This window comes from Erythrobacter sp. CCH5-A1 (assembly GCF_001557115.1).
GTDB lineage: Bacteria > Pseudomonadota > Alphaproteobacteria > Sphingomonadales > Sphingomonadaceae > Erythrobacter.
In genome coordinates this window covers 1-21819 of record NZ_LSKQ01000280.1, presented here as the reverse complement: position 1 = coordinate 21819, position 21819 = coordinate 1, and the positions used below count along the sequence as shown (strand labels likewise).

At 67.3% G+C, this 21819-nt stretch carries 19 protein-coding genes; 8 read left to right on the top strand and 11 right to left on the bottom strand.

What is annotated here, in order from left to right; genetic code table 11:
- Positions 1–157 precede the first annotated feature (157 nt).
- A complete protein-coding gene (locus AX708_RS17675) occupies positions 158–1408 on the bottom strand; it encodes an RsmB/NOP family class I SAM-dependent RNA methyltransferase (RefSeq protein WP_066527089.1) in 1251 nt (416 codons plus the stop codon).
- Positions 1409–1464: 56 nt separating this feature from the next.
- Between AX708_RS17675 and AX708_RS20115 the strand changes: the two genes are divergently transcribed.
- A complete protein-coding gene (locus AX708_RS20115; RefSeq protein WP_082745466.1) occupies positions 1465–1623 on the top strand; it encodes a DUF1674 domain-containing protein in 159 nt (52 codons plus the stop codon).
- 117 nt (positions 1624–1740) lie between these two features.
- Here the strand turns inward: AX708_RS20115 and AX708_RS17670 are convergent, their stop codons facing one another.
- The 4 genes from AX708_RS17670 to AX708_RS17655 all read right to left on the bottom strand — a co-directional run bounded on the left by AX708_RS17670 (position 1741) and on the right by AX708_RS17655 (position 7656).
- A complete protein-coding gene (locus AX708_RS17670) occupies positions 1741–3168 on the bottom strand; it encodes a cytochrome P450 (protein ID WP_066527088.1) in 1428 nt (475 codons plus the stop codon).
- Between the two features lie 76 nt (positions 3169–3244).
- Positions 3245–4279, bottom strand: coding sequence for a ferrochelatase (hemH, locus tag AX708_RS17665; RefSeq protein WP_066527085.1), 1035 nt, complete (start codon positions 4277–4279; stop codon positions 3245–3247).
- A 79-nt stretch (positions 4280–4358) separates the two neighbouring features.
- Positions 4359–6644: a xanthine dehydrogenase family protein molybdopterin-binding subunit gene (locus AX708_RS17660; RefSeq protein ID WP_066527076.1), complete on the bottom strand. Its 2286-nt coding sequence runs from the start codon at positions 6642–6644 to the stop codon at positions 4359–4361.
- Between the two features lie 4 nt (positions 6645–6648).
- Positions 6649–7656, bottom strand: coding sequence for an Mrp/NBP35 family ATP-binding protein (locus AX708_RS17655; protein WP_066527074.1), 1008 nt, complete (start codon positions 7654–7656; stop codon positions 6649–6651).
- Positions 7657–7731: 75 nt separating this feature from the next.
- Between AX708_RS17655 and hflK the strand changes: the two genes are divergently transcribed.
- The 3 genes from hflK (at position 7732) to AX708_RS17640 (ending at position 11478) form a co-directional block, all read left to right on the top strand.
- The gene (gene hflK / locus AX708_RS17650) at positions 7732–8898 is read left to right on the top strand and encodes a protease modulator HflK (protein ID WP_233999673.1); all 1167 of its coding nucleotides are present in this window, start codon (positions 7732–7734) and stop codon (positions 8896–8898) included.
- Positions 8899–8902: 4 nt separating this feature from the next.
- A complete protein-coding gene (gene hflC / locus AX708_RS17645) occupies positions 8903–9748 on the top strand; it encodes a protease modulator HflC (protein ID WP_066527072.1) in 846 nt (281 codons plus the stop codon).
- A 191-nt stretch (positions 9749–9939) separates the two neighbouring features.
- Positions 9940–11478, top strand: coding sequence for a Do family serine endopeptidase (locus AX708_RS17640; protein ID WP_082745464.1), 1539 nt, complete (start codon positions 9940–9942; stop codon positions 11476–11478).
- 78 nt (positions 11479–11556) lie between these two features.
- On the opposite strand, the gene AX708_RS17635 is transcribed toward AX708_RS17640, so the two are convergent.
- The 4 genes from AX708_RS17635 to AX708_RS17620 form a co-directional block, all read right to left on the bottom strand.
- Positions 11557–13710 carry a transglycosylase domain-containing protein gene (locus AX708_RS17635; RefSeq protein ID WP_066527068.1) on the bottom strand — a complete coding sequence of 718 codons (2154 nt, stop codon included), beginning with the start codon at positions 13708–13710 and terminating at the stop codon, positions 11557–11559.
- 126 nt (positions 13711–13836) lie between these two features.
- Positions 13837–14244: a peptide-methionine (R)-S-oxide reductase MsrB gene (msrB, locus tag AX708_RS17630; protein ID WP_066527065.1), complete on the bottom strand. Its 408-nt coding sequence runs from the start codon at positions 14242–14244 to the stop codon at positions 13837–13839.
- 72 nt (positions 14245–14316) lie between these two features.
- Complete coding sequence (locus tag AX708_RS17625; protein WP_066527094.1) at positions 14317–14985, bottom strand: glutathione S-transferase family protein; 669 nt, start codon at positions 14983–14985, stop codon at positions 14317–14319.
- 78 nt (positions 14986–15063) lie between these two features.
- Positions 15064–15462 carry a hypothetical protein gene (locus AX708_RS17620; protein ID WP_066527063.1) on the bottom strand — a complete coding sequence of 133 codons (399 nt, stop codon included), beginning with the start codon at positions 15460–15462 and terminating at the stop codon, positions 15064–15066.
- Positions 15463–15572: 110 nt separating this feature from the next.
- Here AX708_RS17620 and AX708_RS17615 point away from each other — a divergent pair, with 110 nt between their 5' ends.
- Positions 15573–15965, top strand: a complete 393-nt coding sequence (locus AX708_RS17615; protein ID WP_066527062.1) for a VOC family protein — start codon at positions 15573–15575, stop codon at positions 15963–15965.
- A 33-nt stretch (positions 15966–15998) separates the two neighbouring features.
- Here the strand turns inward: AX708_RS17615 and metW are convergent, their stop codons facing one another.
- Positions 15999–16601: a methionine biosynthesis protein MetW gene (gene metW / locus AX708_RS17610; RefSeq protein ID WP_066527060.1), complete on the bottom strand. Its 603-nt coding sequence runs from the start codon at positions 16599–16601 to the stop codon at positions 15999–16001.
- Positions 16598–17698, bottom strand: coding sequence for a homoserine O-acetyltransferase (locus AX708_RS17605; protein WP_066527058.1), 1101 nt, complete (start codon positions 17696–17698; stop codon positions 16598–16600). Before AX708_RS17605 ends, metW begins: the two co-directional genes overlap by 4 nt.
- 108 nt (positions 17699–17806) lie before the next feature.
- Here AX708_RS17605 and hisC point away from each other — a divergent pair, with 108 nt between their 5' ends.
- The 3 genes from hisC (at position 17807) to AX708_RS17590 (ending at position 21517) form a co-directional block, all read left to right on the top strand.
- Positions 17807–18916: a histidinol-phosphate transaminase gene (gene hisC / locus AX708_RS17600; protein ID WP_066527056.1), complete on the top strand. Its 1110-nt coding sequence runs from the start codon at positions 17807–17809 to the stop codon at positions 18914–18916.
- Positions 18913–19821: a prephenate/arogenate dehydrogenase family protein gene (locus tag AX708_RS17595; RefSeq protein ID WP_066527055.1), complete on the top strand. Its 909-nt coding sequence runs from the start codon at positions 18913–18915 to the stop codon at positions 19819–19821. The genes hisC and AX708_RS17595 overlap by 4 nt, the downstream gene beginning before the upstream one ends.
- A 454-nt stretch (positions 19822–20275) precedes the next feature.
- Positions 20276–21517: a hypothetical protein gene (locus AX708_RS17590; RefSeq protein WP_066527053.1), complete on the top strand. Its 1242-nt coding sequence runs from the start codon at positions 20276–20278 to the stop codon at positions 21515–21517.
- Positions 21518–21819: the final 302 nt, after the last annotated feature.

Below are 21819 nucleotides of genomic sequence, written 5' to 3'. Positions count from 1 at the left end.
GACACGGGGCTTGGCTTTCCTTGTTTGCGTGCCCGCCTCCGCGGGCACGTCCTCGCTGCTGTTTCCTCCGCTTCGCTACGGAGCAGCTGCGGCTCGCGCGCGTGCGCTCGCGGCCCGTCCGATGGCGGGCCGAGACCACCGCGATGTCTCGGACGGCCTAGGGTCTGGTCCACCGCCCCACGAAAAACCCGTCGAGCCCGCCTTGCTCGGCCAGCATCCCCGGATGGGTGCGCAGCCAGCCCTCGGGGGTGGGCGCAAGTCCCGCGGGCAGTTCCTCCGCCGTGATCGGCGCTGGCGTCAGGCCCAGCTCCGCGTCGATCCATGCGGCCTGCTGCTCGCCCTCTTCAGCCTCAAGCGAGCACACCGCATAGACCAGCACCCCGCCAGGGTTCAGCCACTCCGCCGCCTTGGCCGCGAGGGCGCGTTGCAGCTCCACCATCTCGGCGACCTGCCCCTTGCCGATGCGGTGGAGCACGTCGGGGTGGCGGCGGCAGGTGCCGGTCGCGGTGCAGGGCGCGTCGATCAGGATCGCGTCGAAGCGGTGCTTGGGCTCCCATGTCAACGCGTCGGCGCGCACGGGGCTAGCCTTCAATCCGGTGCGCTTGAGGTTGTCCTTGAGGAGGTCGAGCCGCCGCTTGCTCATGTCGAGCGCGGTGACCTTCCACCCGGCCGCGGCCAGTTGCATCGTCTTGCCACCGGGCGCGGCGCACAGATCGAGCGCCGAGCGGCCCTCGCCGGTCCCTAACAGCCGTGCAGGCAGCGAGGCGGCGAGGTCCTGCACCCACCACGCGCCCTCCTTGAAGTCGGCCAGGCTCTCCACCGCCGCGCCCCGCGGCAGGCGGATGTGGCCGGGCGCGAGGCTGACGCCGCCCATCTGCACGGCGCGGGTCTGGGTCTCGGCGGGGTCACGCAGGGCAAGATCGAGTTCGGGCGGGAAGGCGAGGCCGTGGGCGATCGCGGCGGCCTTCTCGGTGCCCCAGCGGGCGACCACACGCTCGGGCAGGGTCGGCATCTCGGGGAGCTTGGCACCCTGCTTGTCCAAGGCCGAGAACACCCCGTGCGCCAGCCTGCGCGGCCCGCCGTCGAGCAGCGCGAGGCCGGTCGCGATCACCGCGTGCGGCGGGGTCTCCAGCCGCAGGGTCTGGGCGAGCATCAGCCGCAGCACCATCCGCGCCTTGGCATCGTCGGGCAGGCGCTGCTTCGTCGCCGAGTCGATCAGTGCATCAAGATCGGTCAACCACCGCAGCGTCTCCCCCGCAATGGCGCGGGCGAGCGCGCGGTCGGGCGCCTTGCGCACATCGCCGAGCGCGGTGCCTTCCGCCTGCTCGAGCGTCTCGCCGCGCCGCAGCACGGCATCGAGCAGACGCAACGCGGCGCGGCGCACGGGAAGTCCGGGGGGAAGAGCCATCGGCCCGCCCCTACCCCCGCTTGAAACAAAGCGCCAGCACGCGCATTTGGAGCGGCATGACCAAGGAAAAGTCCGAAGCCGCCAAGAGTTTCAAAAAACCCGCCCACTGGACCAACGATCCGGTGCCCGCGCCCAAGCCGGTGGAGAACGACGAGAAGCTCTCCCCCACCCGCTATGGCGACTGGGAGAAGGACGGGATCGCGGTCGATTTCTGAGCACTTCGTCGTTGCGAGCCGAGGGCGAAGCAATCCATCGCCTGACCTCGCGGCTGGTGAGACGTCAGGCCATGGGTTGCTTCGTCGCCTCTACGAGGCTCCTCGCAATGACGAGGGTTAGAGCGGGGTGAAGGTGACCTTCAGCCCGTCCTTGGGCTGCGGGATCGGCCAGTCCTGCCATGCGGGCGCGTAGCCCTCGGCCGCCTCGATGCGGTAGCGCTGGAGCAGCTGCGCCATCAGGATCTTGACCTGCATATAGGCGAAGTGGAGCCCAAGGCACATGTGCGCGCCGCCGCCGAAGGGCACCCAGGCATATTTGTGCCGCGCCTTCACCTTATCGGGGGTGAAACGCATCGGATCGAAGGCATGGGGGTTCTCCCAATATTCCTCCGAATGGTGGGTCCAGTGGATGTTGATCCCCACCATCGCGCCCGCCGGGATGCGGTAGCCGCCATATTCGAATTCGCGCAGCGCGCGGCGCGGCATCGAGGGCACCGGCGGGATCATCCGCAGCGATTCCTTGAAGGCCATCTCGGTCAGCTCGAGCTTGCCGAGATCGTCGTAATCGAGCGGGCGGGGATTGCCGTCGCCATCGGGGCCGCCGGTCACCGCGAAGATCTCCTCGCGCAGCTTTTCCTGCCACTCGGGGTTGGTCGCCAGATGGTAGATCAGCGAGGTCGCCGAGGAGGTGATGGTGTCGTGCGCCGCCATCATCAGGAAATTCATGTGATCGACCACCTCGTCGACCGGCAGCAGGCTCCCGTCCTCGCGGGTGGCGGTGGCGAACTGGCTGAACATGTCCTGCCCCCCGCCCTCGGCGCGGCGGCGCAGGGTTTCCCTGGTGAAATAGTCGACGAGGAAGGCGCGGCCATCGACGCCCTTCTTCATCTTGGTGAAGGGCAGCGGACGGCGCACCGGCGCGACCGAGGCCTGGACCATGTCGACGAAGGCTTCGTTGATCTTGTCGGCTTCCGGGCCCCAGGGCAGGCCGATGAAGCTGTCGGCGGCGAGGTCGAGGGTGAGCTTCTTGATCGCGGGATAGAAGGTCATCGGCCCGGCCCAACCGGCCACCTCGCGCGCGATCCCGCGATTGAGCGCGCCCGAATAATGCCGCATCGGCTCGGGCTTGAAGGCGATCGAGAGCGCGCGGCGATCAATCCGGTGGTGCTCGAAATCGATCAGCATCAGCCCGCGCGGGAACAGCTGGTCGAGGATCGGGCCCCAGCCTTGTTCGCTCGAGAAAATCTTGTCCTTGTTGAATAGCAGCAGCTCGTTCGCCTCCGCGCCGATCAGCGCGATCTGCCAGCCGCCGAAGGCGCGGTTCTTGTAGACCTTGCCGTGGGTCTTGATCATCCGCGCGGCAAAGGCGTGGGGGTCGGCGAGCATGGTGAAGGTGTTGCCGACCACCGGCCAGCCCGATTCGCCCGGAATATGCGCGAGGTCGGCCTCGGTCAGGCGGCCCTCGCCCCAGTGGCGCGGGGCACCGGCAGGGGCGCTGCCGCCGGTGGTTTCGCTATCCTGCGGGGCTTCGGCAAGGGTGGCCATGTCTTTCCAGATGCTCCGGTTATCGCGTTCGGATTCGCAACTTACCCCAGTGAAAGTTTCGCGCAAGTTTCCCGCGTCAAATCCATCCGCCCAGCTCGCGGCGCAGCATCGCCTCGATCATCGCGAGGCCGTGGTCCGAGGTGTTGAGGCAATCGAGCACGGCGTAATCCTCGCCGCCGGCCTCGCAGAATTCCTCGCGGCCCTCGATCGCCAGTTCCTCGAGCGTCTCGACGCAGTCCGCCGCGAAGCCGGGGGCGGCGACCACCAGCCGTTTGGTGCCCTTGCCGCCTTCCGCGATCAGGGTCGCATCGGTCGAGGGTTCGAGCCACGCCGCCGGGCCGAAGCGCGACTGGAAGGTGGTCTCGAAGCGGACGCCTGCGAATTCGGGCCGCTGTTCGAGCATCTCGCGCAGTAGCCGCGCGGTCTTCATGCAGTGGCAGTAATAGGGATCGCCCTTCTCGAGCGTCTGCTGCGGCATGCCGTGGAAGCTCAGCAGCATGACCTCGGGCGTGAAGGTCAGCGCGCGCACCTGCCGGGTCAGATCCTCGGCCAGCGCGGTGAGGTAGTTGGGATCGTCGTGATAGGGCGGCACGAAGCGTAGCGTCGGCTGCCAGCGCATCTTCTTGAGAACTCGCGCGATCTCGTCGAACACCGTCGCGGTCGTCGCGGCACAATATTGCGGATACATAGGCGCGAGGAGAATGCGGTCGCAGCCGTCCGCCATCAGCGCGGTGAGGCGGCTTTCGATCGAGGGGTTGCCGTAACGCATCGCCCAATCGACCTGCACCTGTTCGCCGAAGCGCCCCACCATCGCCTCGGCCTGCCGCGCGGTGATGTCGGCCAAGGGCGAGCCGCGCTCGGTCCAGATCTTCTGATAGGCCTTGGCGCTCTTCTGGGGGCGGGTGTTGAGGATGATCCCGCGCAGGATCAGCTGCCAGGCGATCGGCGGAATTTCGACCACCCGCGTGTCCGAGAGAAACTGCTTGAGGTAGCGCTTGACCGACTCCGGATCGGGCCCGTCGGGCGTGCCGAGATTGATCAGCAGCACGCCGATGCGGCCGCTTTTTGCAGGTGGATGGTCGCCCGGAAGGCGCTGGGTCTGCCAGGTCATATGCCGCCCAACGGTCGGCAGGCGTTTCGTTTCCGCAGGGCAGCCAATGTGCCTGCAATTTGTTGCACGAATGTCGGGATCATATGCCGTCCGATAGGAGGGGGAGGCGGCGCAGACGCAAGCCTGTGGCCGAAAAAAGCGCATTGGCGATGGCGGGCGGCGCGACCACCGCGCCAAGCTCGCCCGGATCGGCAGGGGCAGCGTCACTGGGCATGAACTGCACCCGCATCTCGGGGCAATCGGCGAGGGTGGGCAGGCCGAGCGCGGTGTCGCCCGCCGCTTCGGGCAGCCCGCCGCGCAGCCGCACCGCATTGCCGAGCGCGATGCCGATGCCGAACACCAGCCCGCCCTCGATCTGCTGGCGGGCAATGTCGTGGTTGATGATCCGGCCGATGTCGACCGCCGCCGACAGGCGCACCACGCGCACGCCCCCTTCCCCCTGCCGCGCGGTGGCGACGCAGGCGATGCGCGGGGCATCGGGCCCCTCGCCGAGCCGCGCACAGGCGAGGCCCTGGCCCGACTGGTCGACGCCCCCGTCCCACTCCGCCAGCTGCGCCGCGCGCTGGAGACAGGCGGCGAGGCGCACGTCGCCGCCGAGCATCGCCATGCGGAACGAGAGCGGCTCGCGCTTCGACTTGGCGGCGATCTCGTCGATGAAGCTCTCGATTGCGAAGATCGTCGGCCCCCAGGCATTGCCGCGCACCCGGCCCACGGGAAGGCCGATCTCGGCAGGAATGTGCTCCACCAGCACGGCGGGGATCTTGTAGGGCGGCACCGCCCCTTGCACAGCAAGCGGATCGGCTTCGCCAGCCGTCTCGCGGATCGCGGCCATGCTGGTGCGATTGGCGAAGAGGCGCTGGCCGAACTCGCGCGCGGAAGGCGGGGTCGCGACCCGCACCCGCAGCGCCTCGATCGCACCGCCGGGCCCCGCGGGGCCGCCCTTGGCAAGCTGGGCGCCGAGCAGCATCCAGTACGGCGCGCGAGGGCGGGCGCGGATCAACTCGTCGCGGCGCGGCCAGACCAGCTGCACCGGACGGCCGAGCGCCTTGGCGATCAGCGCGATCTCGATCGCATGGTCATGCTCGAGCCGCGCGTCGAAACTTCCGCCGGCGGGGGTGGGATAGAGCGCGACCTTTTCGGTGGCGATGCCGATCGCGCGCGCGGCCGCGACGCGGGCCTGTTCGGGGGCCTGCGTGGCAATCCACAGGTCCAGCCGACCGTCATCGAAGCGCGCAGTGGCAGTCGCGGTCTCGATCGGGGCGGCATAGGCGGGCTCGACCTCGTAGCGTCGCCCGATGTCGACGCGTTGCAGGCCGCCGCCGCCGGAGCCGGTTTCAGCGATTGTCTGCGCCCCGCCCACGGTCAGCAGGGTGTCGAGCCGTGCGGCGATGTCGGCGCTGTTAACCGGCGCCGCGGTGCGGAAGCGGGGCTTCATCGCGGTCAATGCCGCCTCGGCGCTCCACCAGGTGTCGGCAGCGACCGCGATCCAGCGCTTGCTCTCGACAATTCCGGCGAGGCCCTTGATGCCGCCCGCGGCCTTGGCGTCGAAGCTTTCGAGCTCCGAGCCGTCCACCGGCCCGTGGCGGATCGAGGCGAACACCATGCCCGGCAGGCGCACGTCACCGGCAAAGCGGTGCGAGCCGTCGACCTTGGAGGGCAGGTCGATGCGCGGGAAAGCGGGCGCGCCGTCGACATCGGCGGGAAGCGGCTTTTCGCGCGGCGGCTCGGGGCGCAGCGGCGGGGGATCGGGCGCGGTGTAGCCGGCCGCATCCTCGGCCAGTTCGCCGAAGCTTGCGCGGTTGGCGCCTTGCGTGACGAGGCCGTTTTCAACCTCGCATTCCTCCCACGACACCCCCCAGCGCGCCGCGGCGGCCTGCGCCAGCATCGCGCGCGCGGCGGCCGCAGCCTCGCGGCAGGGCTGCTCGTAGGCGGCGAGCGAGGTGCCGCCCGCAGTCGCGTTGAAGCGGTGCGATTGGGCGAAACGAGTCGCCAGCAGATCGTCGGAGGCGGGGGAGAGCCCGGAAAAGCTCGAGTCCCACAGCGCCACCCACTCGCGTGCCAGCGGGACATTGGCATAGACCCCCGAGACCGGCGCGGGCTCGACCGCGATCTGCCGCCAGTCCGCACCCAGTTCATAGGCGACGATCTGCGGCAGAAGGGTCGTGATCCCCTGCCCCATCTCGAGCTGCGGGACGGCGACTGTCACCACCCCGTCGGCCGCGATCTTGAGCCAGGCGCCGAACACATGTTCGCCCCGCGCCGCCACCAGCGGGGTGCGGTAGGTGCGCGGAATCAGCCACCAGGCGACGACCAGCCCGCCGCCCGCTGCCGCGCCCGCCAGCAATCCGCGCCGCGAGACCTGCATGTCCCTAGAGATTCCCCGTATCGAGCCAGCGGCCGAGCTTTTCTGCAATCGCGCGGAAGGGCTCTGCGGTCTCGTCATCGCCCGCCGCGGGGGGCTCGCCCCTGTCGCCCGCGATGCGCGTCGCCAGCGTAAGCGGGACGCGGCCAAGGAACGGGATCTCGAGCGCGGCGGCGAAGCGCTCCACGCCGCCCTGCCCGAAGGGATCGCTCACCTCGCCGCAATGCGGGCAGGCATAGCCCGCCATGTTCTCGACCAGCCCGATGATCGGCACCTCGCCCTGTTCGAACAATTGCCCGGCGCGCGCAGCGTCGATCAGCGCCAGGTCCTGCGGGGTCGAGACCAGCACCGCACCATCGGGCTTGTGCGCGGAGAGCATCGAGAGCTGCACGTCGCCCGTCCCCGGCGGCAGGTCGACCAGCAGCAGATCGGTCTCGCCCCAATCGGCCTCGACCAGCTGCGAGAGCGCCTTGCCGGTCATCGGCCCGCGCCATGCCAGCGCCTTGCCCGGCGCGACGATGTGGCCCATCGAGAGCACCTTGACGCCATAGGGGCTGTCGATCGCGACCAGCTGCGACCCGTCCGCGGTGGCGGCGGGCTTCTGGCCTTCCGTCTTGAGCAGCTTGGGCTGGGAGGGGCCGTAGATGTCGCCATCGATCACGCCCACGCGGCGGCCCATCTTCGCCAGTGCCACCGCGAGGTTGGTGGTGAGCGTCGACTTGCCGACCCCGCCCTTGCCGCTCCCCACCGCGATCAGCCGGCGGCGGCGGCGCTCGCCGGTGAGCGCGATGCGCACCTCGGCGATTTCGGGGAGCGCGGAGAGCGCGGCGGTGATCTCGGCTTCGAGCGCGGCGCGCCCCGCGTCAGGCAGATCGCCCGCCTCGGCGACGATCACCGCGCGGCCCGAAACGATCCGCGCGGAACGCAGGCGGTGGTTGATTTCGGGGGTGAGCGCAGCGCGGATCAGCGCCTCTTCGGCATGCGGCTGGCGGGGTGGAACGTCAGGGTTGCTCATTACGCGTCGCCTCTAACACCAAAATCACGCAGCGAACCCCTGTTTTTCGCCGGAACCCGTGCCTATAAACAGCTCATGCAGAGAATGGACGGCTGGAGAGAACGCCTTGGCGCCGGGCTTAAGGGCCTTGCCATGGCCGGCAAGAACCCCTGGGGCGGTGGAGGCGGTTCGGGCGAGGACGGGACGTCCGGCAACGAGGGCGAAGGCGGCGGCAGCGGCGACAGCCCGGGTCCGCGTAACCCGTGGCTGCCCGGCGGCGGCGAACCCGGCAAGCGGCGCTCGGCCAGCATCGAGGACATTTTCAAGAGCCGCGGCCCCGAAGGCCCGCGCCGTTCGGGCGGCGGCGGCGGTCAGGGCGGCGGCGGTTTCCGCTTTCCCGAACGCCCTGACGGCAAGAGCTGGGTTCCTGTGATCATCGGCGGGGTCGCGCTGATCTGGGTGGGGGTGACGAGCTTCCACTTCATCCAGCCGGGCGAGCAGGCGATCGTGACCTGGCTCGGCGGCAAGTATGCAGGCACGCTCGATTCCGGCATGAAGCTCACCGCGCCCTGGCCGATCCAGCTGGTCGAAAAGGAAAACGTGACGCAGGTGCGCCTCGAGGAAGTGCCCGGCACCAAGACCGAGAAGCTGATCCTGACCGGCGACCAGAACCTGGTCGACCTGTCCTACCTGATCCGCTGGAACATCTCCGACCTCACGCTCTTCAAGTATCAGCTCAGCGACCCGCGCGACGCGCTGCTTGAGATCGGCGAGGCGGCGATGCGCGCGGCGGTGGCGCGGCAGGACCTCGATTCCGTGCTGACCGGCGCAGGCCGCGCGGAGATCGAGCAGGACGTGCGCACCGCGATGCAGGCGCGGCTCGATGCCTATCGCTCGGGCATTTCCGTGCAGGGGATCGAAATCAACAAGGTCGATCCGCCGAGCCGGGTGGAGGAAGCCTTCAAGGACGTCTCCAGCGCCCAGCAGGACGCCGATGCCAACATCAACCGCGCCCGCGCCGTGGCCCAGCAAGTGCTCGCCCGGGCGCAGGGCGATGCGAGCGAATTCAACGACATTTACGAGGAATACAAGCTCGCGCCCGAAGTGACGCGCCGCCGCCTCTATTACGAGACCATGGAGCAGATCCTGTCCAAGACCGACAAGACGATCGTCGAATCCGGCAACGTCACGCCCTACCTGCCGCTTCCCGAGCTGAAGCGCCGGGCCCAGGCGGCACCGCCCGCACAGGCGCAGGGGCAGTAAGGTCATGAACAGCGTGCTGCAAAACCCCCGCAACCTCGTCATCGCCGCCATCGTGCTGGTGGTGGCGATGATCGCCAGCGTGGTGATCGTCCCCGAAACCCATCAGGCGGTGGTGATCCGCACCGGCAACCCCGTGCGCGTCATCAACCAGTTCCGACCCGACGTGCCCTACGGTTCGACCGGGGCGGGCCTCGCGCCGCGCATTCCCTTCATCGAGGAAGTGCGGATGATCGACCGCCGCGTGCTCGATATCGACATGGAGCGCACTCAGGTGCTGTCCAAGGACCAGCAGCGCCTCCAGGTCGATGCCTATGCGCGCTACCGCATCATCGATCCGGTCAAGCTGGTCGAAAAGGCCGGGACCGAGCGCCAGTTGGAGGCGCAGCTGCTGCCGATCCTCACCTCGGTGCTGCGCCAGGAGCTTGGGCGCATCCCGTTCTCCGCGCTGATCAATGCCGAGCGCGGGACGGCGATGGCCAACATCACCAGGACGCTCGACACACAGGCGCGCAATTACGGCGCGCAGGTGCTCGACGTGCGGATCAAGGCCGCCGACCTTCCGGAAGGCAGCCCGCTCGATGCCGCCTTCACCCGGATGGAGACCGACCGCCAGGAACAGGCCGCCACGATCCGTGCCGCCGGCCAGCGCGATGCGCAGATCATCCAGGCCGAAGCCAGCGCGCAGGCCGCCAAGATCTACGCCGATGCTTATGGAAAAGACCCGAAGTTCTACGACTTCTATCGCGCCATGCAGAGCTACCGTTCGACCTTCCTGACCGGCGAAGGGCAAAGCACCATGGTGCTTTCGGACGACAGCGAGTATTTCCGCCAGTTCAAGGGGGAGCGCTGATCTTTCGACAATCCCGGCATTCGACCAAGCGCCGACACGCGGCGATGGGCGCGCGGGAATGTTCAACCGGCGTTAAGCCCCCGGAGGCGCATTTGGGGCCGCCGCACAGCGACGGGGCGGCCTCCCGCACGGGGTTTCAGGAACGGCGCAGGCCCTCTGCGCATTCCGGCAAGGATAAGGACCAAGAGGACGTGAACAAAGTGCGCTATGTATACGGACTGTCGAGCGCGCTGCTGGTGGGCGGCGCTGCGATTTCGCTGATCACCGGCTCGCCGCTGGGCGCGCAGGTCGCGCAGAACGACGATGCAGTGATGAACCGCGTGGTGCCGGTCGCCGGCGCCCCGGCGAGTTTCGCCGATCTCACCGCACAGCTCCAGCCAGCCGTGGTCAACATCGCCACCCGCCAGCGCGTCGAGGTGCAGAACAACCCCTTCGCCGGCACGCCCTTTGCCGAGCTGTTCAACCGGCGTCAGGGCGGCGGGCAGGCCCAGCCGCAGACGCAGGAAGCCCAGTCGCTGGGCTCGGGCTTCATCATCTCGGCTGACGGGATCGTGGTCACCAACAATCATGTCATCAGCCCTCCCGATACCCGCGCGAAGCTCGAATCGATCACCATCACCCTGTCGGACGGCACCGAATACGAAGCCGACGTGATCGGCGCGGATGCCGCGTCCGACCTCGCGGTGCTCAAGATCCGTTCGGACAAGACCTTCCCCTTCGTGCGCTTCGGCGATTCCTCGGCCACTCGCGTTGGCGACTGGGTGGTCGCGATCGGCAACCCCTTCGGCCTCGGCGGCACGGTGACCGCGGGGATCATCTCGGCGGTATACCGCAACACCGGCCAGGGCGGCGCCTATGACCGCTATCTCCAGACCGATGCGAGCATCAACCGCGGCAATTCGGGCGGTCCGCTGTTCGACATGCGCGGCAACGTGATCGGCATCAACAACGCGATCTTCTCGCCCTCGGGCGGCAGCGTCGGGATCGGCTTCGCGATCCCCGCCGAAACCGCCGCCCCGATCGTCGAGAAGCTGCGCTCGGGCCAGGAAATCCAGCGCGGCTATCTCGGCGTGCGCCTGCAGCCCATCGACGAGGATGTCGCCGCTTCGCTCGGCCTGCCCAAGCGGCGCGGCGAGCTGGTTCAGACGGTCGAGGAGACCGGCCCTGCTGCCAAGGCGGGCCTGCGGTCGGGCGACGTGCTGACCAAGGTCAATGGCAAGGACGTAACCTCCGAACAGACCGTGTCCTTCCTCGTCGCCAATCTCCAGCCGGGCACCACCGTGCCGGTCGAGGTGCTGCGCGAAGGCAAGCGAGTGGCGATCAACGTCACCCTCGGCAAGCGCCCGAGCGAACAGGAGCTGCAAGCCCAGGCCCAGACCTTCGATCCCGAAGCCGAAGAGCCGATGGCGCCGGGCACCTCGGACCAGACCATCGAGCAGAAGCTCGGCATGCAGGTGATGCCGATGAGCGCCGCCATCGCCCGCTCGCTCGGCGTGCCGGCTGATCTGAAGGGCGTGGTCATCGCCGTGGTCGATCCGAACGGGGATGCCGCGCGCAAGGGCCTGCGCCGCGGGGACATCATCCTGTCGGCCAACTACCAGCCGACCGCGACGGTCGAAGCGCTGCTCGCGCAGGTCAACGCCGCGGTGGCCGAGAAGCGCGAGGCGATCCTGCTGCGCGTCCAGCGCCGCACTGCCCCGCCCGCCTTCGTCGCGGTGCGCCTCAACTGATCAGCCGCGCCTTCGGGTGCTGCAACGAAAAAGGCGCCGGGAGGACATCCCGGCGCCTTTTTTCATGGGTCCTGACGCCTATTGGTCGGGCGGCGGCGGGGCTGGCTGCGGCGCGGGACGGCGCGGCGGGCGCTGGTTCTGCGGCAGGTTGCCGCCCGTCGCCTCCTCGAGGAAATCGCGGCTCGCCGCCGGGGCCGCATCGGGATCGCGCTCGCCGCCGCCCTCGGGAGCCTGCGTGCCGGGCTGGACCATGTTGCCCTGCTCGTCGATGTAGTAATAATCGTCGGGCTCGCCGAACAGCGCTTCCTGATCGGGCTCGAGCTGCCATTCGGGCAGCTCCAGCGTCACGTCGAACTCCTCGACCGGGCGGTTCTTGACGGCAAAGCGCATGTAGGCGGCAAAGGCCTGCGCCGGAGCGCGCCCGCCCTGGAGCCCCGCGACCGCCTTGGCATCGTCGCGGCCCATCCACACACCGGTGGTCACGCCGCTCGAGAAGCCGATGAACCAGCCGTCCTTGTTCGACGAGGTGGTGCCGGTCTTGCCCGCCACCGGGCGGCCGATGTCGGCGGCCTTGCCGGTGCCGGTCTGGACCGCGGCCTGGAGCAGATCGGTGATGCCCTTCACCACATGGTCGGGCAGGGCGGGCGACTGGCGCTGCGCTTCGCGCTTGTAGAGCACCTCGCCGCTGGCGCCTGTGACCTTGGTGATGCCGTAAGGCTCCACCGGCACGCCCTTGGCGGCGACCCCCGCAAAGGCCTGCGTCATTTCGATCACCCGCATCTCCGAGGAGCCGAGCACCATCGAGGGGAAGGTGTCGATCTTGGAATTGACCCCGAAGCGCCGCGCCATCGAGGCGACCGTGCCGAACCCGACCTCGTTGCCGAGCTGGGCGGCAACGGTGTTGATCGAATAGGCAAAGGCGGTGCGCAGATCGGTCTCGCCCACGTTCCGGCCGTTGGAGTTGCGCGGGCTCCACCCGTCGATTGTGACGGGGGTGTCGACCACCTTGTCCTCGGGGGTGTAGCCGGCTTCCAATGCGGCGAGATAGACGAACAGCTTCCACGCCGAACCCGGCTGGCGCAGCGCGGCGGTGGCGCGGTTGTAGTTGCTGGCGACGTAATCGGTGCCGCCGACCATCGCGAGGATCGCCCCGTCGCGGTCGAGGCTGACCAGCGCGCCCTGTGCGCCCTTGGGGGTGTTCGCCTCGATCGCGGTGGTCGCGGCGCGTTGCATGCCGATGTCGAGCGTGGTCCACACCTCGATCGGCTCGTAGGTTTCGGGCAGGATGATATCGAGCTGCGGCAGCACCCAATCGGTGAAATAGCGCACCGAGTTCTGCCCGGCGTCCTGCTTCAGCTGCACCGCGCTGACATCGACCTGGGCCTGATCGGCGGTGATGTAGCCCTGCTCGCGCATCAGGCCGAGCACCACCTTGGCGCGGTCGACCGCGGCCTGCACGTCGGCTGTGGGCGAATAGGAGCTGGGGGCCTTGACCAGGCCGGCAATGATCGCCGCCTCGCCAACGTTCAATTCGGTCGCGGGGTGGCTGAAGAATTTGCGGCTCGCGCTATCGATCCCGTAGGCCCCGCCGCCGAAATAGACCTTGTTGAGATACAGCTCGAGGATCTGCTCTTTCGAAAACTTCCATTCGAGCGCCATCGCCAGCACCGCCTCGCGCGCCTTGCGGTCCAATGAGCGGTTGTTGTTGAGGAACAGGTTCCTCGCCAGCTGCTGGGTGATCGTGGAGGTGCCCCCGAGCCGCTCGCGCGAGCCGGTCAGCCCCTCGATCATCGCGCCGGTCAGGCGCACCGGATCGACCCCGATGTGCGAGCGGAAGCGCTTGTCTTCCACCGCGACCATTGCGTTGGTCATGTTCTCGGGGATTTCGTCGTAGGTCAGCCATTCGCCGAAGCTCGGTCCGATCTCGACCAGTTCGCGCCCGTCGCGCGCGCGCACAAGGATCGTCTGTCCGGGCTGGGTCGCCTTCAGCGTCGCGTAATCGGGAAGCGAGGAGGCGGCAAAGCCGACCGCGAAGCCCAGAAACAGCAGTGCCAGCAGGGTCAGCGCGGTGCCCCAGACAAACAGGCGCTTCAACCACACCCGCCAGCGCGGGGGCGGCGCGCCGGAACCGGGGCCCTTCGAACGGGGAGCAGGTGCACCGGAACGCTCCGCTGCCGCCCGGCGCTTGCCGCGCGCGCCCTTGTTCTGCAACTCTTCACCCCTTCTCGACATGCCTCGGCCCACCTGATGTCACGCCGCCGGGAAACGGCGCGCAAAGCGGCCCCCTGCATAGGCAAGTTGTAACCGGGAATGAACCCGTGTTTGCGCGGCCCTCCCCGATGCGCGAGGGCGCCAGCCTTACGCGCTGTGCGGCGTGAAGATTAGCGCGGCCGAATTGATGCAATAGCGCAGCCCCCCTTGCTCGGGCGGACCGTCAGGGAAGACATGGCCGAGATGTCCGCCGCACTTGCCGCAGCGCACTTCGGTGCGGATCATGCCGTAGGAGGTGTCGCGGTGCTCCTCGATCACCTCCTCGTCGGCGGGCTTGGTGAAGGCGGGCCAGCCGCAGCCGGAATTGTACTTGGCGGTCGAGTAGAACAGCTGGGTGCCGCAGGCGGCGCAGTGGTATTCGCCCTCGTCGTAGAACTTGTCGTATTCGCCGGTGAAGGCGCGCTCGGTCCCGGCCTCGCGCAGGATGTGATACTGCATCGGGGTGAGCTTTTCGCGCCATTCGGCGTCGGTGATGGTGCGGGGATCGTCGGTCATGGGGATACCTCTCTCGTTGGCGCCAATATCGGGCCGAGAGTGGCATTACGCAAGCGATGTGGCTTTCGTTACTTACCCGTCCAGCAGCGCGTAGTGCGGGGGCGGCTTGATCACGTCCATCCGTTCGGTGAGGAGGGGACGGAAGCTCGGGCGGCTCTTGAACACCGCGTACCACCCGCGGGTCTGCTCGTGCCCCGCCCAGTCGATCCCGCCGAGGTAATCCGCGACCGAGATCTGCGCTGCCGCCGCCAGATCGGCAAGGCTCATCGTGGAACCTGCAACCCACGGGCGGTTGTCGATCAGCCAGTCGAGATAGTCGAGATGCCCGTGCGCCATCTTCATCGCGTTGCGCAGCGCGCCGCTGTCGGGAGGCTGGCGCAGAATGCGCTTCTTCATGCGTTCCGACAGCAGGGGGGCGGTGACGTCGGCGTAGAAATTCTCGTCGAACAGCGCGACCAGCCTGCGGATTTCGGCGCGCTGGACGGCGGTGCCGTTGATCATCGGATTGCGATCGACCGTCTCCTCGAAATATTCCGCGATTGCGCGGCTATCGGGGATGGTGATGCCGCGCTCCTTGTCGGCGATCACCGGGGTGCGGCCGGCAGGATTGAGGTTGAAGAAGTAGTCGGAAGCCGCCCAGGGGTCCTCGCGCACCAGCTCGAAGGGGATGTTCTTCTCGCTCAGCAGCAGCCGGATCTTGCGGCTGAAGGGGCAAAGGGGGAATTGGTAAAGCAGCCACATGGTGCCCCGCTTCATGCCCTGTCCGGCGCAGCGAATCCAGCATCCTAGGCCGTGCCCGCGGGGGATATGTCCGCTGTCTTACAATCCCGCGGCCGATTTCATCATCACGCAGGCCGGCATGATCGCCTTGACCCGCTCAGCGCCGCCGGCCGCCTCGTTGTCGTCGGCCGCGCGGGTGGTCAGCGCGATGACATCCTCGCGGCCGAGGCCGGTGTCCTCCATGATCTTGGCCATCACCCGCACGAAGAACTCGCGCCCGCCGGTTGCGGCAATGTCGGGATAGCCCGCCCCCCGCGCATCGCCCTCCCTCTGCCAGCGGCTGACGGTGGCAAAGGCGACCGCGCATCGTGCGGCGGCAGCATGTTCGAGCGGGAGGAGGTCGATCGTCACCACCTCATTGCCCTCGGGCGTGGCGGGGACCGGGCTTTCGGGCGCGGTCTGGATGGCCAGCGCGGCGGCGAGGAGGGGGGTGAGCATGATTTTGTCTATGCCCTCCAAGATGAACCGGAGGCTACCGGAAACCGCATTGCAGCCCTGCGCAATCCGTCCTAATCCGCAACCCACCTTACCAGAGGAGAGGCACACCCATGTTCAGCCACATCATGCTCGGCACGAGCAATTTCGACGCCGCCAAGGAATTCTACGACAAGGTGCTCGCCACGCTCGGCGCGGGGCCGGGGATGATCAATGTCGCCAGCACGGGGCACAAGCGCGCCTTCTGGATGCACAATGGCGGAATGTTCTCGATCAGCGAGCCGATCAACAACGAGGCAGCGACCTGCTCCAACGGCTCGACCATCGGCTTTGCGTGCGACAGCCTCGAGCAGGTGCAGGCCTTCCACGATGCGGCCGTGGCCGCAGGCGGCACCTCGATCGAAGACGCCCCCGGCCCGCGCACCGGCGCGATGGGGACGCTTAACCTCGGCTATGTCCGCGACCTCGACGGCCACAAGCTGTGCATGCTGCATAGGGCGGGCTGAGTTAGCGCGCTCGCTGACGCGAGCGGCCGCAAATCACCGACTTAATTCAAACACCGCGAATTCGGCGCGCCAGTTTGCCGCTGGCGCGCCGATCTGTTTCTCGTTCGAAAAGAACCACGCGCGTTCGACCTTAGCGCCCTTCATCTTCGCAAGGTCGCGGAAATCCTCGACCGTGACGTGGTGGATGTTCTCGGTCTCGTACCAGCTCACCGGCAGCGCGCGGGTGACTGGCATCCGCCCGCCCACCAGCAGCGCGGCGCGGGTGCGCCAGTGGGCGAAGTTGGGGAACGACACGAAGGCGCGGCGGCCCACTCGCAGCAGCTCATCGAGCATCAGGTCGGGCCGGGTCGCAGTCTGCAGCGTCTGGCTGAGGATCGCGTAGTCGAAGGCCTTGTCGGGGTAATTGGCGAGGTCGAGGTTTGCATCGCCCTGCACCACGCTGAGGCCGCGCGCGACGCAGCGTTCCACCAGCGCGCCGTCCAGTTCCATCCCCCGCGCATCGCAGCCGCTCGTCGCCTCCAGTTCCGCCATCAGCGCCCCGTCCCCGCAGCCGATGTCGAGCACCCGGCTGCCGGGCGCGACATGGGCGGCGATCGCGGCAAGATCGGGGCGGAGAGAGGTTGAAGGGCGCGTCATTCGACAAACCCCTTCACCACCCGGTCGAGCTGGTCGTGTTCGAGCAGGAAGCTGTCGTGCCCGTGCGGCGCCGAAAGCTCGACGAAGCTGACTTTCGCCCCCGCCGCGTTCAGCGCGTGGACCACGTGGCGGCTTTCGGCGGTGGGGTAGAGCCAGTCCGTATCGAAGCTGACGATGCAGAAGCGCGCCTCGGTGCCGCGAAAGGCGTCAGCGAGCTTGCCGCCATGCTCTTCGGCGATGTCGAAATAGTCCATCGCGCGGGTGATGTAGAGGTAGCTGTTCGCGTCGAAGCGGCGGGTGAAGCCGGTGCCCTGGTAGCGCAGGTAGCTTTCCACCTGGAACTCGGCATCGAAGTTGAAGCCCTTGGCTTCGCGGTCCTGCAACCGGCGGCCGAATTTCTCGGTCAGCCCCGCTTCCGAAAGATAGGTGATATGCGCCGCCATCCGCGCCACGGCGAGGCCGTTGTCGGGCTTGGACAGGGCGTCGTAATAGTCGCCCCCATTCCACGCGGGATCGGCCATGATGGCCTGCCGCCCGACCTCGTGGAAGGCGATGTTCTGCGCCGAGTGGCGCGCGGTCGAGGCGATCACCAGCACGCGTGCGGCGCGCCCGGGCCAGTTGGCGGCAAGGCTCAGCGCCTGCATCCCGCCCATCGACCCACCGACGACAGCGTGCAAGCGCTCGATCCCGAGCCCGTCGAGCAAGGCCACCAGCCCGCGCACCATGTCGCGAATGGTGATGACGGGGAAGCGCATCGCGTAAGGTGCGCCGTCGGGCGCGAGGCTCGCCGGGCCGCTCGATCCCATGCAGGAGCCGATGACGTTGGCGCAGATCACGAAGTGGCGGTCCGTGTCGATCGGCTTTCCGGGGCCGACCATCCGCTCCCACCAGCCGGGCTTGCCGGTGATCGGGTGGGGGCTAGCCAGATACTGGTCGCCGGTCAGCGCATGGCAGACCAGCACCGCATTGCCCTTGTCGCCTGCGAGCGTCCCGTAGGTCTCGTAGGCAATCTCGCAGCCCTCGAGCACCTGTCCGCTGTCGAGCGGCAGGGGGTGAGGGAGCTTGTAGACCGGGGAGACGGGCGGCGCGGCGTTCATGGGCCGTGGGACTTGGGGTAGCCCCCCGCTCGTGTCAATCGGCACCGCGGGGGCCGCAGCGTTTTCGCGCTGTATTCGGCAAGCCAAACTGGCTATCGCGGCGCTCCCATGTCGAGACGCGAGCCCAAACCCTGGCCCAAACCCTGGATCGCGCAGATCCACGCCTATGTCCCCGGCAAGTCCAAGTCGGCGACCGGCAAGCCGCTGGTCAAGCTGTCGGCCAACGAGAACCCATTGGGTTCCAGTCCCGCCGCGCTGGCCGCGTTGGCGCAGGGCCATGTCGCGGCCGACTACCCTGATCCCGACGCGCGCGCGCTGCGCGAGGCGATCGCCGCGGTCCACGGGCTCGACCCCGACCTGATCGTCTGCGGCACCGGCTCGGGCGAGTTGCTGCACTGCGCGGTGCAGGCGCTCGCCGGGCCGGGGGACGAGGTGGTGATGTCCCGCTACTCCTTCTCGCTCTACCCGCTCCTGGCGCAGAAGGTGGGGGCGACCCCGGTGTTCGCCGAACCCGAAGAGCACGCCGCGAGCGTCGACAAGCTCCTCGCGGCAGTCACTTCGCGCACGCAGGTGGTGCTGCTCGACAACCCCAACAACCCCGTCGGCACCTTCCTGCCGCCCCCCGAGGTCGCCCGGCTCCATGCGGGCCTGCCCTCGGACGTGCTGCTGGTGGTGGACGAGGCCTACGGCGAGTACGTCGATCCCGCCTTCCAGTCCGCCGCCTTCGCTCTCGCCGCCCGCCACGAGAACGTGCTGGTCAGCCGCACCTTCTCCAAGGCCTACGGCCTCGCTTCCGAGCGGGTCGGCTGGGTCACCGGCTCGGCCCACCTCGTCGATCTGGTCAACCGCCTCAGGGGCGCGTTCAACGTCTCGGTGAGCGGGCAAAAGGCCGCTGCGGCCGCCCTGTCCGACCAGTCCTTCGTCACCGCCTCCCGCGAGCACAACGCCCGCGAACGCGCGCGCCTCGCCGATGCCATCGCCGCATTGGGCAACCACGGCATCTGGGCCTCTCCCAGCGAAGCCAACTTCCTCCTCGTCCACTTCGAGGGGGTCGTCACCGCGGCGCAGGCCCTCGAGGCGCTGGCCGAGGCCGGATACGCCGTGCGCCACCTGCCCAGCCAAGGCCTGCCGAACGCGCTGCGCATCACCATCGGCACCACCGAGGCCATCACCGACGTCATCGCCACCCTGCGCACACTGTGCGGAGTGGCGGCATGACCATCCGCCGCCTCGCCATCATCGGCCTCGGCCTGCTGGGCGGCTCGATCGGGCTCGCGGTCAAGGCGCGGGGCCTCGCCATCGCCACCACCGGCTGGGACCGCGACCCCGCCGTGCGCCAGCGTGCCGCCGAGCGGGGCCTTGCCGACACCATCGCCGACACCCCCGAGGCCGCCGCCCAAGGCGCCGACCTCGTGATCCTCTGCGTCCCCGTCGGCGCCATGGCCGACGCCGCGCGCGCCATCTCCCCCGGCCTCGCGCCCCACGCCATCGTCAGCGACGTCGGCTCCTCCAAGGCCGCGGTCGCCGAGGCGCTCGCCGCTGCGCTCCCCGGAGCCACCGTCATCCCCGCCCACCCCGTCGCCGGGACCGAGCAGTCCGGACCGGACGCAGGCTTCGCCACGCTCTTTGCCGGGCGCTGGTGCATCATCACCCCGCCCGAGGGCGCCGACCCTGCCGCCATCGAGGCCCTGTCCACCTTCTGGACGCAGCTCGGCTCGAAGGTCGAGACGATGGACCCCGCCCACCACGACCTTGTCCTCGCGGTCACCAGCCACATCCCGCACCTCATCGCCTACACCATCGTCGGCACCGCCTCCGATCTCGAGGACGTGACCCAGAGCGAAGTCATCAAGTACTCCGCGGGCGGCTTCCGCGACTTCACCCGCATCGCCGCCTCCGACCCCGTGATGTGGCGCGACGTGTTCCTCAGCAACAAGGGCGCGGTGCTCGAGATGCTCGGCCGCTTCACCGAGGACCTGACCGCGATGCAGCGCGCGATCCGATCGGCCGACGGCGACGCGCTGTTCGACCTCTTCACCCGCACCCGCGCCATCCGCCGCGCGGTGATCGAGCAGGGCCAGGACGACGGGCGGCCCGACTTCGGGCGAGAGCACGGAGCCTGACCGCCGCGCCTCCGTTCAGCTTCGCGGCTGTTGGAGACACGTGAGACACTGTCCAGAGAGGGAAAAGAGCCCCTTGCACACGCGCGCCGTCAAACGGGTCACGGCGCGATGGAACAGGCGGCGGGGGCGAGTCATGCAGGGAGAATGACAGGGCCGGGGCGTGTAGGAAAGCGGTGCTTTGCAGGTGTGCCGGCCTGCGGATAATGTCGGCTATTGCTCGCGATGAATCAGAACCTGCTGTTAGGCTATCGACCCCGAAGTGGACGATCGGTTATCGCCGTTTGTCTCACTGCAAGCTGGCATCCAAGCCTGCGCTTGTGAAGGGAGTCTTCAACAGCGTAGCAAGCCGTTTCACGATTGCCGCCTTCCATTTCATTGTGTTCCGCTATATGTCTGAAATGTGGCGTATAATGGCTCAATTCGCTCCAGTAGATGGCCGCTGATTGTTGGCGCGGTGCTGTGCCTCGTCGTTCTACCCGCAGCCTGCATCTACGATAACCAGCGTAGGAATGAGATCCTGGCCGAAAGGAGCCGGACCATCAGTCGGCAGCTTCTGGCCAAAGCGAAAGTCACACCGATAAATCCAGATGGTCGGATCGAGCTAAAGGGCCATGTCCAGCTTTACGGATTCTGGTCGAAAGGCCACCAGATAAAACGCTCGAGTGAGACAAGCGAAGACCCTTGGAGACATGCCCAGATATGCGATGCCTATTGCTCTACAATCTTGCGGCTTCCGGGCGTCAAAAGCGTCACGATCAAATGGGCCAACGGAACTTTCACACGCTTCAGTCTGCGAGGCAAAGGCAAATGCACGGCGCCTTCAGAAGAGCTCGCAGAGCCGGATAGCCTTGCCGATTTTGATTCGAGGAATTGGCTCCTTGCAGGCAAGGAGACCGTCGATATCGGCGAACTCGGCCGCTTGGTATCTGAGAACGGTTCAGCTCTCGTGATTGCCTGGAAAGCGCGCCTGGCGAGGGATTTGTGCGTCCAGGCCGACTTTGTCGAACAGGAGCCTGATATCATCCTCGACAACATCTCATTGCGCATCGATCCGATGCGATTGTCGCGCGAGCAGCTCAAGGACAGTTTTGTTGCCGAGCCGGTGCGGCGCGAAGGCTTGATGATATATGATGCAGACCGGGTCATTGTTTTCCGCCGCGCATTCGCGATGACGACCATCTTGGCTGAACCTTTCAGTAAATCACTATACATATCGAGTGATTTCAGAGATATAGGCATGATGAATGTGCGCGACGTGCTGACCGACTTTCCTGCACAAGAAGGTGCAGCGCTATCGCGCGTGATGTCTGAGCACACCAATATTCTTGAAGGGCTAGATTGGCGGGGTCCAATTGACGACCTCGCATCCGACTTGCGCAAAGCGCTCGCCAAGCCGGCGCGGACCAGGAACGACCCTGCCATCAACTTTGCGCCCATCTGGATAGAATCGCTTGCAACGCGGCAGCCCGATGCCGAGGAATGGGCCTTGCTGGGAGCTTTAATCGCCGATCTACGGATCAAAGATTTGAGCGGCGTCTCCGAAGTGATTCGTCGAAATCAAGAGAATGCAGTGGTCCTTGCCTCATATATGAAAAAGCGAATGGCCGCTGAACCACGGGAGAGCGAGTCCGCGCGCCTCTTGTCTACTTGGCTATGTGAATTAACCAACGAGTGCCCGGATATTGATGCGCCCTGAAGAGGGCAAATCATGCTGAAGCAAAGACACCGATTTCCATCCCGCCGAGTTGTCGGTGTGCGACGCGCATATTGGCCCGCTCTCAATGAGCGCTTGACGTGAAATACTGCAATCTGAACCGCGCGAGTTTGCGGGGAACGCATCCAAATTAGCCGCCCTTCCGCAATCCACCCACGACCTGCCATGAGCGATCCCGAAAGCGGCACGGCAGCTTGACCTCGGTCGCGAAAAATTCCTGCCATTCAGCAACCGTTTAGAGTTTCGGACGCCGATAGGCGTCGGAAAGTCGACGGTGCCCGAAC

Excerpts from the sequence above, each read along its gene's own strand:
- AX708_RS17675 (WP_066527089.1), bottom strand. The coding sequence starts at position 1,408 with ATGGCTCTTCCCCCCGGACTTCCCGTGCGCCGCGCCGCGTTGCGTCTG.
- AX708_RS20115 (WP_082745466.1), top strand. The coding sequence starts at position 1,465 with ATGACCAAGGAAAAGTCCGAAGCCGCCAAGAGTTTCAAAAAACCCGCC.
- AX708_RS17670 (WP_066527088.1), bottom strand. The coding sequence starts at position 3,168 with ATGGCCACCCTTGCCGAAGCCCCGCAGGATAGCGAAACCACCGGCGGC.
- hemH (WP_066527085.1), bottom strand. The coding sequence starts at position 4,279 with ATGACCTGGCAGACCCAGCGCCTTCCGGGCGACCATCCACCTGCAAAA.
- AX708_RS17660 (WP_066527076.1), bottom strand. The coding sequence starts at position 6,644 with ATGCAGGTCTCGCGGCGCGGATTGCTGGCGGGCGCGGCAGCGGGCGGC.
- AX708_RS17655 (WP_066527074.1), bottom strand. The coding sequence starts at position 7,656 with ATGAGCAACCCTGACGTTCCACCCCGCCAGCCGCATGCCGAAGAGGCG.
- hflK (WP_233999673.1), top strand. The coding sequence starts at position 7,732 with ATGCAGAGAATGGACGGCTGGAGAGAACGCCTTGGCGCCGGGCTTAAG.
- hflC (WP_066527072.1), top strand. The coding sequence starts at position 8,903 with ATGAACAGCGTGCTGCAAAACCCCCGCAACCTCGTCATCGCCGCCATC.
- AX708_RS17635 (WP_066527068.1), bottom strand. The coding sequence starts at position 13,710 with ATGTCGAGAAGGGGTGAAGAGTTGCAGAACAAGGGCGCGCGCGGCAAG.
- msrB (WP_066527065.1), bottom strand. The coding sequence starts at position 14,244 with ATGACCGACGATCCCCGCACCATCACCGACGCCGAATGGCGCGAAAAG.
- AX708_RS17625 (WP_066527094.1), bottom strand. The coding sequence starts at position 14,985 with ATGTGGCTGCTTTACCAATTCCCCCTTTGCCCCTTCAGCCGCAAGATC.
- AX708_RS17620 (WP_066527063.1), bottom strand. The coding sequence starts at position 15,462 with ATGCTCACCCCCCTCCTCGCCGCCGCGCTGGCCATCCAGACCGCGCCC.
- AX708_RS17615 (WP_066527062.1), top strand. The coding sequence starts at position 15,573 with ATGTTCAGCCACATCATGCTCGGCACGAGCAATTTCGACGCCGCCAAG.
- metW (WP_066527060.1), bottom strand. The coding sequence starts at position 16,601 with ATGACGCGCCCTTCAACCTCTCTCCGCCCCGATCTTGCCGCGATCGCC.
- AX708_RS17605 (WP_066527058.1), bottom strand. The coding sequence starts at position 17,698 with ATGAACGCCGCGCCGCCCGTCTCCCCGGTCTACAAGCTCCCTCACCCC.
- hisC (WP_066527056.1), top strand. The coding sequence starts at position 17,807 with ATGTCGAGACGCGAGCCCAAACCCTGGCCCAAACCCTGGATCGCGCAG.
- AX708_RS17595 (WP_066527055.1), top strand. The coding sequence starts at position 18,913 with ATGACCATCCGCCGCCTCGCCATCATCGGCCTCGGCCTGCTGGGCGGC.